At 60.2% G+C, this 15,058-nt stretch carries 10 protein-coding genes; 5 read left to right on the top strand and 5 right to left on the bottom strand.

Translation table 11 applies throughout. From position 1 onward, the window contains the following. The first annotated feature begins 269 nt into the window (after positions 1–269). Together ACETMP_RS15840 and ACETMP_RS15845 are read left to right on the top strand one after the other, a co-directional pair. Positions 270–4,178, top strand: a complete 3,909-nt coding sequence (locus tag ACETMP_RS15840) for an RHS repeat protein (RefSeq protein ID WP_375161652.1) — start codon at positions 270–272, stop codon at positions 4,176–4,178. 254 nt (positions 4,179–4,432) lie between these two features. Beyond that, positions 4,433–5,557, top strand: a complete 1,125-nt coding sequence (locus ACETMP_RS15845) for an acyltransferase family protein (protein ID WP_375161653.1) — start codon at positions 4,433–4,435, stop codon at positions 5,555–5,557. A 25-nt stretch (positions 5,558–5,582) separates the two neighbouring features. Here ACETMP_RS15845 and ACETMP_RS15850 read toward each other — a convergent pair whose 3' ends face one another. Continuing rightward, on the bottom strand, positions 5,583–7,049 hold the full coding sequence (locus ACETMP_RS15850) for a lipopolysaccharide biosynthesis protein (protein WP_375161654.1): 1,467 nt from the start codon (positions 7,047–7,049) through the stop codon (positions 5,583–5,585). A 124-nt stretch (positions 7,050–7,173) separates the two neighbouring features. Here ACETMP_RS15850 and ACETMP_RS15855 point away from each other — a divergent pair, with 124 nt between their 5' ends. Next, complete coding sequence (locus ACETMP_RS15855; protein ID WP_375161655.1) at positions 7,174–8,007, top strand: polysaccharide pyruvyl transferase family protein; 834 nt, start codon at positions 7,174–7,176, stop codon at positions 8,005–8,007. A gap of 1 nt (position 8,008) precedes the next feature. Beyond that, a complete protein-coding gene (locus tag ACETMP_RS15860) occupies positions 8,009–9,124 on the top strand; it encodes a glycosyltransferase family 4 protein (RefSeq protein ID WP_375161656.1) in 1,116 nt (371 codons plus the stop codon). A gap of 17 nt (positions 9,125–9,141) precedes the next feature. Here the strand turns inward: ACETMP_RS15860 and ACETMP_RS15865 are convergent, their stop codons facing one another. The 4 genes from ACETMP_RS15865 to ACETMP_RS15880 are packed head-to-tail and all read right to left on the bottom strand — an operon-like array spanning position 9,142 to position 13,901. Continuing rightward, on the bottom strand, positions 9,142–10,233 hold the full coding sequence (locus ACETMP_RS15865; RefSeq protein WP_375161657.1) for an acyltransferase family protein: 1,092 nt from the start codon (positions 10,231–10,233) through the stop codon (positions 9,142–9,144). After that, positions 10,230–11,336 carry an acyltransferase family protein gene (locus ACETMP_RS15870; protein ID WP_375161658.1) on the bottom strand — a complete coding sequence of 369 codons (1,107 nt, stop codon included), beginning with the start codon at positions 11,334–11,336 and terminating at the stop codon, positions 10,230–10,232. The genes ACETMP_RS15865 and ACETMP_RS15870 overlap by 4 nt, the downstream gene beginning before the upstream one ends. Positions 11,337–11,345: 9 nt before the next feature. Continuing rightward, positions 11,346–12,683 (bottom strand): hypothetical protein, encoded by a 1,338-nt coding sequence (locus tag ACETMP_RS15875; protein ID WP_375161659.1) that lies wholly within the window; start codon positions 12,681–12,683, stop codon positions 11,346–11,348. A gap of 15 nt (positions 12,684–12,698) precedes the next feature. Next, positions 12,699–13,901 (bottom strand): acyltransferase family protein, encoded by a 1,203-nt coding sequence (locus tag ACETMP_RS15880; RefSeq protein WP_375161660.1) that lies wholly within the window; start codon positions 13,899–13,901, stop codon positions 12,699–12,701. A gap of 644 nt (positions 13,902–14,545) precedes the next feature. Between ACETMP_RS15880 and ACETMP_RS15885 the strand changes: the two genes are divergently transcribed. Beyond that, positions 14,546–15,058 (top strand): hypothetical protein, encoded by a 513-nt coding sequence (locus ACETMP_RS15885; protein WP_375161661.1) that lies wholly within the window; start codon positions 14,546–14,548, stop codon positions 15,056–15,058.

The following is a 15,058-nucleotide window of genomic DNA, read 5'->3' on the forward strand; positions in this document are numbered from 1 at the left end:
CAAGGACTGTGAAATCTTTCTGCGCCGCCTGCGCATACATTCAGCAGCGCAAATCGAGAAAATCTTGAAAGCGCCTTTCTCGCGCCACGCCGATCCGGCATCGCATCAACTATTCTGCTGCACCGGGCCACGTCTTGTTCCTGCACAAGGAACCTCGTTTCGCTCGCGATTTGCAGCTTCTGATTTTTATCTGAAATTCACACTCCACAGAGATGCTTGAACGCAAATCCCTGCGAGCATTTTTGCTCGCGCTGAAACTCGAGTGTGCAATGCCCGATCAAACCATCCTGTCCGCCAGCGGCTTCATCAACTCCATCGGCGTCAACACGCATGCCGGCTTCGGGTGGACCGGCTACAACAATCTCGCGCTGATGGCCGACAGCCTCGAATACATCGGCGTCACCCATCTCCGAGATGCGATGGGTACCAGCCCCGCTGCACAGCCGGTGGTCGAGGGCCTTGCCGCGGCCGGTTACAAGTTCGACTTCCTGGTCTCCTCCGCCCTGCCGCAGGCGGGGACGGCCGGACTGCAGAAGTACATCGCCTCGCTCGAGAAGTTCGCGGCGACCCACGCGGGCAGCATCAGCGCCATCGAGGGCCTCAACGAGGCCAATCACCAGCCCTTCAGCTACAATGGCAGCTCCAGCCTCTCGGCCGCGGCTCAGTTCCAGAGCGCGCTCTATCAGGCCGTCAATTCCAACGCGGCGCTCGCCAGCATCCCCGTCTACAATCTGTCACTGGCCTACAACGATCCCCAGGGCTACAGCCAGCTCGGCAACATGTCGGGCTCGGTCGACTATGCCAACGCCCATGCCTATGTCAGCACCGGCCTCAATCCGAGCGACTCTATTGCGGCGACGCTGAGCGCCGTCATGGGCGCGGCACCGGGAAAGCCCGTCGTCATCACGGAAACCGGTTATACCACGCAAAACAATACCCAGTATCTCGGCGTCAACGAGACGGTGCAGGCCAAATCGATCCTGAACACGCTGGTCGTCGCCTACAAGGCCGGCGCGAGCGCGACTTACCTCTACGAGCTGTTCGACCGCGACTCCTCGGCCGCCAACACCAATCCGGAGGCGAACTTCGGATTGTTCGATTCCGACGGAACGCCCAAGCTCGCCGCGACGGCGATTCACAACCTGACGACCATTCTGGCCGATGACGGCAAGGGCGGCCAGCAGCCGACTGATCCGCTGAACTACACCCTGAGCAACATGCCGGCCTCAGGCAACAGCATGGTGCTCGGCAAGAGCAACGGCGCCTACGAGCTGGTCGTGTGGGCGGAGCCGAAGCTCTGGAACGACTCCACCGATACCGAGCTGACCAATGCGGCCCAGACGGTCACCGTGAACCTCGGCGGCGTACATCATTCGGTGAAGGTGTACGACACCCTGACGGGAACCACGGCGATTGCCAGCTACACCGACGTCAGCTCGATTACGATTCCGGTCAGCGACCACCCGCTGATCATCGAGATCGACGCGCCCCCGGCCACTTCGACTCCGCCGGACACGAGGACCAACGTCACCGGTACGGCGGCCGAAATCGTGCCGCAGCTGTCCGATCTTAGCGACTCGACGGCGCTGCAGACTATCACGCTGACCGACTCGCACGTCCTGCCGGTCGCCTCGAAAGCGACCATGGACTACATGATCGCCCATTACGGCAACGCGCTGTCCAAGATCCAGGGCGGATATACGTTCTCGGTGACGAACTCGGCGGCGACCTGGACCAGCACGAAGACTTACGATTCTAGCGGAAAGCTGCTCTCGAAATCCGACACTGGCCTCAATTCAAGCGGGCAGCCGACCTCGACCACCGTCGTGTACAGCGACGGCTCCAAGGACGTGATCAGCTACACCGGCGGCGTACAGACGAAATTCGTTCATGTCGGAACCGACGCAACCCGGACAACCGACACCTACAACACGGCCGGCACCCTGCTGAGCGAAGTCGTCCAGAAATCCGACGGCTATTACTCCACCACGCTCTACACGAACGGCGTGAAGACAGCCGCCTACGTCAAGAACGCGGACCGCTCGCAGGACAACTATACCTACAACATCACGGGCAAGAGCTTCACCACCCAAGTGCAGCACCTCGACGCCTCCGGGAAGGTCACTTCGGTGATCCGCAGCCATACCGACGGCTCGCTGGACTCGACCCAGGTCTACAATAGTGACGGCAGCAGCGTGATCACCCTGTACGGCGCCACGGGAGTGAAACTGATCGAGACCGCCTACCATGCCGATCGCAGCAAGGATGTCTGGACGTACAACATCAAGGGCCAGAACTATACGACCCAGCACGACGTCTACGATTCGACCGGATTCCTCACGACCCTGACGCGCCTGCATGCCGACGGCAGCCTGGCCTTCGAGCTGATGCAGACCGCCGACGGCACCAAGACGACCAATTGGTACAATGCCGCCGGCAGCCTCACCAGCGAGGTGGTCGAAAAGGCCGACGGCTTCACCTCGACAACCCTCTACAGCAACGGCGTCAAGACGAAAGCTTATATCAAGAACGCCGACGGCAGTCTGGACAACTATGCCTTCGGCATCACCGGCCAGAGCTACACCACCCTGATCCAGCACATCGATCCGTCCGGCAAGGTCACGGCCGTCACCCGCAAGCACGCGGACGGCACGCTCGACTATAAACAGGTCGTCAACAACGACGGGAGCAGCGTCGTCGTCATCTATGACTCGACGGGCGTCCGGACGAAACAATCCGAGTACCACGCTGATGGCAGCAAGGACGTCTTCCTCTACAACATCACCGGCCAGAACTACACGACCGAACACGATGTCTACGATGCGACCGGCTTCCTCACGACGCTGATCCGCAAGCACGCGGACGGCAGCATGGCGTTCAAGCTGGTGCAGAGCAAGGACGGAAGCAAGACAACGGACTGGTACGATGCCAAGGGGGTGCTCACCAGCGAGGTGATCACGAAGGCGGACGGCTACAACTCGACGACGGTCTATACCAACGGCCTGAAAACTGCGGCCTACATCACCAATGCCGACCTGAGCCAAGACAATTACACCTACAACATCACCGGCCAGAGCTATGCCACGCAGCACCAGCATCTCGATCCTACCGGCAAGACGACGGAGGTGACCCGCTGGCACGCCGACGGCACGCTCGACTATACCCAGGTCGTCGGCAGCGACGGTGGCAGCGTCGTGACCAATTACGACGCTTCAGGCGTCAAGAAGACTCAAACCGACTATCACTCCGACGGCTCGAGGGATGTCTATCTCTTCAACGTCATCGGTCAGAACTACACGAAAGAGCACGATACCTACGATACCACCGGTTTCCTTACGCACATCGTGCGGACCCACGCCGACGACAGCCTGGCATTCACCCTTGTGCAGAGCGCCGACGGCACCAAGACCTCGGGCTGGTATGACGCCAAAGGAATCATCACCAGCGAGGTGACGACCAAGAGCGACGGCTACAGTTCCACCACGGTCTACACCGGCGGTATCAAGTCCGCTGCCTATATCAAGAACGCCGACGGCACATCGGACAATTGGAACTACAACATCACAGGCCAATCCTACACGACGCAGCACCAGCACCTCGATGCCTCGGGCAATATCGTCGAGATCACAAGGGCCCACGCCGACGGCACTCTGGACTATACCCAGGTCATCAACAATGACGGCAGCAAGCTGACCGACATCTATGACAGTGCCGGCATCAAGACCCAGGAGATCGCCAGTCACGCCGACGGCTCGAGGGACGTCTTCCTGTTCAACTTCAACGGACATGCCGGCGTCACGCAGCACGAGAACTACAACACCGCCAAGGCGCTCCAGTACACCGATCAGACCAAGTCCGATGGCACCCACAACGTCACGGCCGTCGCCAGCGGCGTGACGATCCAGGGCGGGGCCGGCAATGACGTGTTCTCGGCGGCGCCGAACTCGACAACCATCGCGTACGACCACGGCCAGGACCAGATCCTCAACTTCCAGGCCGGCAGCGGGACGACGCACGACACGATCGCGATCTCGAAACTGCTGGCGGAGGACTACAGCCACCTCCAGATCACGCAGTCCGGCACGAACGCGCTCATCACGTTCTCGGCGACCGATTCGATTCTGCTGAAGAACGTCTACGTCTCCAGCCTGACCAGCCACGACTTCGTGTTCGTCTGAGCACGGCGAAATCTGCCTAAACGGGCGCCAACGTCGCTGGGGGCCGGGACCATGTCCCGGCCCCTGATCGTTCGTTGGTCGGGCGCCTGCCCCATCGATGAGCGAAGGGCTCTCTGCCATCCATCCACAATCGGATGAGCCCCATGAATTCGGAGGGATCGTCGGGATGTGCCGCATCAGCCGCCGCGCTTGCGAACTTGCGTCACAATTCGTCTCTAGAAAAGCGACGAACCGCGCAAGGAAACCGAGCCCCTATGGAAGCCAGTGAAGCAAGACGTTTTGTCGTTCTCGACTTCTACCGCTTCGTCGCCGCGCTCGGGGTCTTCATCTTCCACCTGAAACTGATCGACAAGGGCATCTCGCCGGCCTGGAACGGGTCCTATGGCCTATTCGTGGACATGTTCTTCATCCTGTCCGGCTTCGTGATCTCCTACTCCTATCCTTCAAGCTCGACAGGCCTGCGCTCCTATGCGCGCTTCCTCATCAGGCGGATCGCGCGAATCTACCCCTTGCATCTGCTCACCTTGTTGATTTTCGCGGGCCTTGCTCTCATCGGCATATCCGGTCCGACCTCGCATGCGAGCTGGACGGATTTCATTCAGAACCTGTTCCTCGTGCAGGCGTGGGGCATCACAGATCATCTCAGCTTCAACTCGCCGGCCTGGTCCATCAGCGCCGAGCTGTTCTGTTACCTTCTATTCCCCTTGTTCATGCTGCTGGCCGGGAGGATCTCGCCGCTGATGCTCGCGATCATCGTCGCGCTCTCTTACGGAATCCTTGCCCATGCTCACCTGCCGATCTGGCAGGAACGCTCACAGATGTACGGGGCAACTTTCGATTTCGGGATGTTACGGGCCCTTCCGAGCTTTCTGAACGGGATTCTCCTAAGCGTCCTGTTCAGGCTCTCGAGCGACTATCGCAAGAAGCCGGTTGCATTCGCCGGAATAGCGCTGTTTGCCGTCTCGGTCCTGGTCCTCAACTTCTTTGCCAAGCCCGACCTTGCACTCATATTGTTCTCTCTCGCGATCCTCGTCACAGCCATTGGAGAAAGCGCCTTCGCCCGGTTTCCCGGCTCCGATTGGCTCGGCCGCCTCGGCAATACATCATATGCGATCTACATGGTTCACGAAGTGCTGCTGATCCTGCTTTTCAAGCCGGCCTGGCACTATTTCGGCCTTCAACCGAGTGTGTTTCCAGTGTTTGCGTTGGTCTGCTGCATCGTTCTAACAGTCGTTGCCGACGTGACATATCGCTACGTCGAAGATCCCGCTAGAAGATTGATCAACCGGCTTGCGCCTGGCGGGGCAAGATCAGCCCGCGTCACGAAGCCAGAGCCGCTCGGTCTTGCCGAGGCCAGACAGGCGGCCAACGCAAGCTAGCTGGTGCGTGGAGGCCGAATTCCGGCTAGGTCTTGGACGATCGCCGCACGCGACCCAGGACTTCCTGCCATATCCGCACCACGGCCGGCCGGGCGACCGCCATGACGACGGCAAGATAGACCGAAGAACCAAGCAGCACGAGCGCGGCGAGACGCAGCCATGGCGACGTGGCCGGCATGGCAATGGAGGCAGCAACCACCGCGCATGCCATCACTGCGGAGCCCGCAAGTGCGGGCATCAGCGCCGCAGCATAGGGCCTGATGCCGAGCGACAAGATCCGCATCGAAGCTCCGGCGGATAGTGGATACAGCAACAAGGCGCGAACGACGTAGCCGACAGCGATCGCGATAAGGCCAAACGGCGCAGCGAGAATGAAGATTGCTATGTTCGAAACCGCGTATATCAGCGTCAGCCAGGTCTGCCAGTGCGGTTTGCCGAATGCCAGGATCACAGAGTGATTGTAGAGGCCGATCGTCGTCAAAAACCCGGTGATCGACATGATCGCGAGTAGAGGGGCGGCCTCGCCCCACTTGGATCCGAAGAAACCGACGATGAGATCCGGCGCCAGAGCCGCTATGCCCGCGAAAAGCGGGGCCGTCAGCAGTGACGTGTACTTGACGAAGTCGACCAGCGTCGAACGCGATGCTTCCCGGTCATGCTGGAGGCCAGCGATGGTCGAAAAGAACACGCGGTTCAACGCATTCCCGATCACGGTACTCACGGCGTTGACCAGGCGCTTGGCGAGGCTGTAGAAGCCCGCGCCGGCGGCGCCGGTATACCAGGTGACGAAAATCAGATCGGAATTGGCATTGGCAAAGTTCGTGATTCCCGTCAGTGCCACGTAGCGCGCATAGCTCAGAAGATCGATGACAGCCTGCCGACTGACCCGGAGCCGAGGGCGCCAGGGCGTCAAGACCCAAAGACTGACCAACGAGATCAACGAAGTCGAGACGAGCTGTCCGACCAGCGCAAGGACCCCGTACCCCTGTATCGCCAGCGCGATCCCTACGGCTCCGCCAACTGAGATTGAAGAAATCGAACGGATGGCGAGAGACCGAAAGAGTTGATTGCGCGTCAGCCAGGCTTCGTGCGTCCGTGACAGGCCTTGCACGGCCACCACGATGCAAAATCCTTTGAGAACGATGGCAAGATCCGAAAGACCGGAGAATCGTTCGATGGCGCCGCTCGAGGCGAACAGTGCGAGTGCTGCAAACAAGGAGAGGCCCGCGATGAGCCAGAACGAGGCCGTGTAGTCCTCATCCTTCGGATCGGGACGCGCCTGGACGGCAATCGCGATGCTCTCGATCAGGACTGCCCGGCAGAACTCGAGCGCCAGCGCTCCCGTTGCCACGATGCCGAGAATCTGCGGCGACAGCAGCCGCGCCATGATCATGTAGATTGCGAGCGTGAGCGCCTGCCCGACCGCAGAATCAAGCGCCGACCAAATGACGCCCGAAACGATCGAGCGCGGCTTGATAATCTCGTGGCGCAATTGGAAGCCTGTCACAATTCGGGGTTAGGTCGACATTCGTCAATGAGCCGTTGGCCGCTATGGTCCAATAGTCGCCTTGTTTACGAGGACACTACGGCAAGAAAGCAGCTACATCCGAGGCAGCATGAATTTTCGAGGCAATCTACGACGGCTGATCAACGAGGTCGGTTGCGACTTTATTCATCAACTGCCCTATCCTCACGTGGACTTGTTCTTCTGGCGTCCCGACGACGGAACGATCAATTTCGGCGATCATCTTTCGATCGTTGTCGTTGACCATCTCTTGCGGCAATTCGGGTATACGCTCGCCGATGAGGTGCCGCGGCAAACGCGCTTGTTCGCGATCGGCTCGGTGCTCCACTACGCGCGAAATGGCGATGTGATCTGGGGAAGCGGCGTAAACGGGCGTCCCGGCCAGGGCAACCTCAACCACCGCGTGCAGAATTTGGACGTGCGAGCGGTGCGCGGCCCCCGTACCCGGGAGGTTCTGCAGCGCCGGGGCATCGCGGTCCCCGAAGTGTTCGGAGACCCGGCGTTGCTGCTCCCTCAGCTGTTTCCAAATCGCTTTCACCCTACAGCCAAGAAACCGTGGGTCTTTGTTCCGAATTTGCACGATTTGAACCTCGTCGATCCTACCGCCGATACGGTGGTCTCGCCGTTGGGTTCCTGGAACCGGCGAATTGACGCCATTCTCGAAGCTGAACTGGTTCTGGCCAGTTCGCTCCACGGCATCATCGTTGCCGAGGCGTTCGGGATACCTGCTCGATACGTGCGATTGAGCAGTGGGGAGGCCGAGTTCAAGTATCATGACTATTATGAGGGCACCGGCCGGTTCGCCGTCGAGTTTGCGACGAGCATTGACGAAGGTCGGGAGATGGGTGGCGCTGCGCGCCTCAACTTTGATCATCGCGCCTTGATGAGTACATTCCCGATCGACCTCTGGAGCGGAAAGAACTAACATGCCCAAGCGCCTTCGCGTGGCCATCTACGCGCCGCATTTTGCGGAATATTCCTACCGGCTCGCATCGGGACTGGCGCATCATTGCGACGTTCGGCTTGTGCTCAACCGCAAGGACGCGAACCAGCAATGGGAGCTTGCCGACATCGCCGTGACGGCGCCGTTCGAGACACGAGTTCGCGACCTCAGTCTGCGGCGCGGCGGCGCAATCGGCATCCCTGCTTCGTTCGTCGACATAATTTCCTTTCGCCCGGACGTGATCCATTGTCACGAAGTTCCCGAGATCTACACGTCCAAGCTGATTCAGCTCCTGCGCCCGCTCGGCATTCCCCTGGTGCTGACCGTTCACGATGCTATCCCGCACTCCGAGGGCGGCTCCGGCACCTCGCCCCGTGAAGATGCCTGGCGCGGGCGCATGCGTGCGGCCGCCTCGATCGTCACGACGCACGGCGAGAGCTGCATTGCAGATTTTCATCGCGCATCGCCCGACTTCAAGGGCGAGACGGTTTCCAGCATGCACGGCGTGCTTATGGTTCCGTCGGACAAAAACTCGTTCACCGAGCCGGAACCCGGGCGCATCCTGTTTTTTGGACGGATGTGGGCTTACAAGGGCCTCGACGTGTTCATCGACGCGATCGACATGTTGGCCCGGCGCGGCGTCGCGCATGAAGCAATCGTCGCCGGGCGCGGCCCCGAGATGGCACGGCTCGGCGCCCGGATGGAGGCGATGCCGACGGTCAAGACCATCAATGCCTACATTTCGCCTGCGGATACCGGACGTCTATTTCAATCTGCTGCGGTGGTTGCCTTGCCCTACAAGGATGCATCACAAAGCGGGGTGCTCGCATCCGCCTATGGGAATGCGCGTCCCGTCGTCGCCAGCGCCACCGGTGGCATTCCCGACGTCGTGACGGACGGCGTCAATGGTCTCCTGGTTCCTCCCGGCGATGCCACTGCGCTCGCCGATGCGCTCGAGCGCGTGCTGACGTCGAACTCACTCGCCGCAAGGTTGGCTGACGGCGCGCGGCAGACCGCGGCCGGCCCCCTGAACTGGGACCACATTGGCGAACGGTTGCTTGGATCCTATCACAAGCTCGCCGGTCGCACCGTCAAGTGAGCGCGACACGCGCTCTCTCAAGCCGATTGCCCCACTTTCAGCGGTCGAAGGAACGTGCCGCGGAACGCGCCGTCCAGCAATCGCCTCAGCCGGACCTCGATCAGCTCATAGCTGATCGCACTTGCAACCAGTGACATCACCAGCCCGAGTCCGATGAAAGCCGCCCACAGCGGCCAGCGGTCGACGCCGGCGGCAACCAGCTTCAGTCCAATCACCTGCAAGGGAAAGAGCACGAAGGGGTGCACGAGATAGAGGCTGTAGCTGATCTTGCCGATGTATTGGAGCGCCGGCGTGCTCAGGGCCTTCCCGAGGCCTGATTCCGGGGCGAGCACCATGGCGAACAGCAGAAATCCGGGAATGAGGCCCACGAACGGATGAAACAGCACCAGGCTCGCATACAGCGCGGCTCCGCAGACGAGCCCTGCGATCAGACCGAGCCGTCCGGGAATGGAAATGCGAAATCCCGTCGCGCTGAACAGCATCCCAATGCAGAAGAACGCGGTGATAGGCCAGCGCATCAGGCAGGCCACGCCCAGCAGGATGAGAGGCGCCGCCAGCAGCCTGCCCCCTGCGCGCCACATCGAGAATGTCAGCGCAAACCAGATGTAGAACGCCCACTCATAGGTCAGCGTCCAGGCATTCTGCTGGGCAATGGGCAGGCCGAGCGCGTCCTGCACGAAGAACAGGTTGGCCGCAAAGATCGCGAGATAGCTGGTGAGATCGATGCCGCGGAAGAACTTGTAGGCCACGATCGGACCGATCGCGAACAGCGCAAGGTGCAGCACGACGAACACCGGCATGATGCGCAGGACGCGGTCGAAGAAGAATCGCGACAGCGACCCGTGGCGTATCAGGCTGGCCGGGATCAGGAAGCCACTGATCATGAAGAACAGCTCGACACCGTGCCCGCCGACATTGATCACCGATTGCACCCAGGGCCAAAGCGGCGGCAGAAAACCGGGATTCGGGATGTCGTACATGCCGCCCTTCGGCATGTCGTAGAAATGGTCCATCAGCACGCTCAGCGCCGCGATGGCGCGGAGGCCCTGGAGCGAAGGAAGGAACGATCCGTCATAGGCGGCGCCCGGCTGGTGAGGTGCCTTGATCACTCTGCGGCACCCTGGGTGCTGAGCACTGGCTCGAGGACGACAGGCTTTCTTCGCGCGGAGCGGAATCTTTGCCCGAAGGAAATGCTGGGCTTCTCGATCCACGTGTATGTCATCCAGCTGATGAGGATCGACAATGCCAGGATGACGACCAGGAAGATCGACCATCCGAGCGGTCCGTCGCCGAACCATACCAGGCGATGGACGTAGACGATCGCGAATGGCGACATCAGGTAGACCGAATAGCTGATCACGCCGACGAATGCCATCGGGCGCCATGCCATTCGCTCGCCGAACACGGCAAAGCCGATGAAGACAAGCGCCGCGCAGATATATGCCGATCCGATCGAATAACTGTAGAAGAAATTCTCGTGATACACGCCGCCAAACCGGCGATCGGATAGGGTGGCGGCGAAGACCGCATACAGAAGCGTGCAGACGGTGACATGGGTCCACCGCAGCTTGCCGCCAATGACGGTGTCGCGGATGATCTTGCCCAGGAACATCGCCGAGAGGTTCAAGCCGACCTCCATCACCGAGGAGACTGCCCTGCTCTCAACGAAAAGTGCGGCTGTGGTTCCGACCAGCGCGGCGGCAACGACGATGGTCACCGCCGTGAAGCGCTGGTTCAAGAGCCCCATCGCAAAGAGGATGGTGCATCCGACGTAGAACAGGAGCTCGATCGCCAGCGTCCAGTAGAACACCCAGAGGTTCGGGACGTTCACGAAAGTCTGCAACATCGTCACGTTCGCGGCGATCTGCCCCAGCGGAAAACTCTTCGAATCCAGCAGTTGCACCGACACGAGCCCGATAACGATCGAAGTCCAGTAAGCCGGATAGAGCCGGAAGAAGCGGCTGATCGTAAAATCGCGCACAGGTGTGGCGCTGTCCGGGAAGCTGAACGGTATGACGAAGCCGCTCACGAAGAAGAACAACACGACGCCGAACCGGCCAAAATTCATGTAGTAGCCGAATATGTCGTGGAGGGGTCCGTAATAGACACCCGTCGGGTGCTTTTCCAGGATGACCTCGAACACGTGCTGGACCAGGACGGCCAGCACGGCAATGCCGCGCAGTGTGTCGATGAATGCGAGCCGTTTATGCATTGTTCGTTCTCACCTGCTTCCGCTCGCCGCCGGTACATCCGGGCGGAAGCCTTCTAATGACGGCATCGGTGGCCGTACGATGATCGGCACGGCGTCGCCCGCCCGCGCCGTGGCCGCGCGCCGCGAGAACACCTCGCTGAAGCTCAACGCGATGATCAGCAGGCCGGACGCCGGGCCGTAGTTCAGAACGGTGATCGTGAACAAGTTGACGACGAAGATCAGCGTTAGCTTGTAGACGTCGGTCGTGCCGAACGTCGCCCGGAATACCATCACCATGAATGCGACGAACGGGAGTCCGAACATCAGATACGTGCCGATGTAGAAATTGTCGACGGGAACCCAGAAGGCGGCGAGCGGCGAGAACAGCTTCTGCGGATAGTTGAAGCAGCCCACGCCGCAGCCGGTCACGAGACCAACGGGCATGAGCTGGCTCAGGTAGACGAACGGCAGTTGCCAGCTGTTGTTGATGCGATCGACGATGCTGAACAGGGTCGTGTGCGGCACCGCGGCGGTACCCGAAGCAAGCACGATCATGAAGAACGGCACCAGGATCGCGGCAAACGACCACAACGCAATGTTCCGTATCGCGGAGAAGCGCGACTTCTCCGGCAGCATCCGCACGAACACCAGCAGAATCAAGTACAGCACGAGGACGATCATGGTCGTCTTGCTGGTCGTCAGACGGATGATGTAGACCGCAAGAGAGCCGTACAGAAGGCACCAAATCGTGCTCTTGCGGATCGACGTAATTGCGAAGGACACGAGTATGAAGAAGGCCGCCATGGTACTTTCGGCAGCAAAGCCCGTGAGACGCTGGTCGTCACCGCCATAGGCCCACCATAAGCGACCCGCCTCACGAACGGCGCCGAAGGACTCATATTTGTATCCGACCCAGGGCATGAAGTAGAATTTCGTCAGCAGCACGCCGATCAGCGAGAGGTAGAACGTCGCGGCGATGACCGACAGCAACTTCTTGTAGGAGCCCAGACTGGTGTCGCAGAAACAAAATCCGACGAACACCGGGAGCATCATCTTGAAGGACGACATCGCCGCGTTGACCGTCCCCAGCATGAAGTAGCCGAGCACCAGCGACAGCATGATCTGCACGAGAACAACTGCAGCCATGATACTGCGATTGCGCAGGATGCAATGCACGATGAACTGGACCAGGCACAGAAGCGCAATGCCATCCGGCACGAACCAAAGCGCATCCAAATGCATGATGCTGGTGTAGTACCGCATCATACCGCCGAAGGCATCCCGGACCAGATAGGCTGCGAGCGCAATAGCCTCGATATTGAGGCTGATCAGCATCATCCTGCGGGGTTGCAGCGCGAAGGTGCTCATGCGCGGCTCAGTTGCTCAGCCGCGCCGATCGGGCGGGGGATGGCGCAAAATCCGGGGGCTTCCGAATGCATTTCGCAGGAGCCTGCCGCCGGGAATTTCAACGTAGAGATAGGTGAGGTGCGAAACCGCCAGCACGGCGGCCAGTGAAACGACGAGATTCAGCGTAGCCGGCAGGCCTGCCCAGATCGAATCCAGGGCGGCGATTCGCCCCGCTCCCACGCCCCGCACGAAGTATTCAGCCAGCAGCACCACGAGCGCGTGCACCATATAGATCGAGTACGAACGACGCCCGAGCCAGACCAGCGGCTTGGCCACCAGGATCCGCGGCACCAGCAGCGCATCCGGAAAGGCCAGCAGGCTGCCGAGGAAGATCGCGAACATCACTGGCGCGAGGAAGGTCGCGGCAGGATTGGCCTCCGCCAGGGACACCAGGACGATGCTCACGATGATGGCGACGAATTGCAATGCGCCCTGCGCGGCAGGCCCCGGCTTGGCCGGCAGGCGATCGACGATCCTCACCATCAAGACGCCCAGGAAAAAGCCGATGAAGCAGCGTAGCAAGCCGAAATCCGTCTGAAGCTCGATGCTCTTCTTTTCGAGAACGAAGATGATGAAGACGAGACTTCCGACCGCGAGCAGCCCGGAGAGGACATAGAACCACGCCAGCGAGCGCATGCGCAGGGCAATGAGAACGATCAGACCAAACACCAGGTAGGTGTAGAACTCAACGCTGATGCTCCAGCTCGGCGCATTCCAGCTGAGATAGTCGATGAATCCCATCGAGTGGAGAAGCAGGACGTTGAGGCCGAAGGAATAGGCATTGTTCACTTCGAACGCCGCAGGCGCGGCGACGACCACCCCCGCCATGACCAGGCCGATGCGCAGCAGGCGAAAGACGAGGTTTGCCAGCAGCATGACGATATGCAGCGGGTAGACTCGCGCCAGGCGCCGTACCATAAACTCGCGCAGCGAGAAGCGCGTGAAGTCGTTCTCGACATAGCTGAGCGCCATGACCATTCCGCTGAGAACGAAGAACAGATCGACCAGCAGCCATGCACTCCTGAAGAAGGAGCAGTTGATCCAGGCGTTGTGCGGGAATGCCGCGAGAAAGGTTGGCATCAGCAGCAGATGATGGATCACCACGGAAGTCGCGGCGATCCCCCGGATGCTGTCGAGCGGCAGGACGTGCGCCTTCTCACGATGAACCAACTCCGTCACATCAACATTCCGTAGCTGTTGCACCGCAGCAGTGTGTATCAGGTCTCAACGCGTGATCAATCTCTGCAATCACGGAGCCGCATTCGATGCATGACGACCGACAATAATTTCAAAGCTTGCAGATCATTCGGACATGCGAGCGCCAAGTTCATGCCACTTTTCATCCAATGTGCGCCTGCTTCGGCGCGCAAGCCAATCGGCATGGGATGATTGCGAGTATTTGCGCGCAAAGTGTGCGCGAAATTCGGCACTGTTGCGATCGGGCCCTTGCAGCACATTGATTGCTGCGTGCCGATGTCGCACGAGAAATCTTTGCCAACGGGGAACAATAAACGCGCGTCGTGACTTGTGTCGGCTTTGCGACGAGCGGCTGCGCGAGTGCCCGATATGTTTTCAGGTTGCAACATTCATGGGCGTGATTTGCCGATCTCGCAGGCATTGTAGAACTTGTTTTTGCAACCGGCGAACAAGCGGGCTTGCGTTTGTTTTATCGCCAGCTTTGCACCAGCTTTTGCGTCGCACAAAAAGATGACACAGTTACCTGTCAAGTTTCGCCTGTTCTCCTATCGCAATAGAAGCAAGGAACACGGATGGGCCGCGGACTAACACGTCGCCATGCGCAGCCGCGATGGCTAGCGATTGTCTTGATTGGTTCTGCGCTGATCGTCTCGAGCGCCGGTGCTTCTCGCGCTCAATGCGTCGAATTCTCGGGCCGCGCCTCGCAACTCGAACTCGACACCTTCGTGAAGTCGCCGTCCTCGCTCCTCGAGCGGTTGCGCAACGACAAGGAGAAGTTGCGGTATTGGCTCGCGCGCTATGTCGCGACGAATCCGTCGGTCCTGCCGTCCGTCGAGACGCTCATCTCGGTGTCGGCTTCAGCCGATCGCTCGTCCATCGGCGCTGCGCTGCGCCTTGCCGAAGCACGTTGCACGTCGACCAAGCCGGACGCCGCGCGCAAGATCAGGGATTTCGTGCAGCGGATCGGCGATCTCAACGTGCAGGCGGGTTATTCCGGCGCCGGAGAGGACAGCTCCGGCGTCCAGGCCCAATCGCAAATCAAGACCTCGCCGCAGCCGGGCCGCGGCGGCGCCCTGCTCGAGGGCGAGTGGAGGACCAAGCTGGCCAATCCATTCAAGCCCGTCCCCCTTCCCAATTGA

The sequence above is a fragment of the Bradyrhizobium dasycarpum genome (assembly GCF_042019905.1).
GTDB classification, from domain to species: domain Bacteria; phylum Pseudomonadota; class Alphaproteobacteria; order Rhizobiales; family Xanthobacteraceae; genus Bradyrhizobium; species Bradyrhizobium japonicum_B.

What these genes read in the sequence shown, in the direction of transcription:
- ACETMP_RS15870 (WP_375161658.1), bottom strand. Translation starts at nt 11,336, where the DNA reads ATGCATAAACGGCTCGCATTCATCGACACACTGCGCGGCATTGCCGTG.
- ACETMP_RS15860 (WP_375161656.1), top strand. Translation starts at nt 8,009, where the DNA reads ATGCCCAAGCGCCTTCGCGTGGCCATCTACGCGCCGCATTTTGCGGAA.
- ACETMP_RS15840 (WP_375161652.1), top strand. Translation starts at nt 270, where the DNA reads ATGCCCGATCAAACCATCCTGTCCGCCAGCGGCTTCATCAACTCCATC.
- ACETMP_RS15855 (WP_375161655.1), top strand. Translation starts at nt 7,174, where the DNA reads ATGAATTTTCGAGGCAATCTACGACGGCTGATCAACGAGGTCGGTTGC.
- ACETMP_RS15845 (WP_375161653.1), top strand. Translation starts at nt 4,433, where the DNA reads ATGGAAGCCAGTGAAGCAAGACGTTTTGTCGTTCTCGACTTCTACCGC.
- ACETMP_RS15875 (WP_375161659.1), bottom strand. Translation starts at nt 12,683, where the DNA reads ATGAGCACCTTCGCGCTGCAACCCCGCAGGATGATGCTGATCAGCCTC.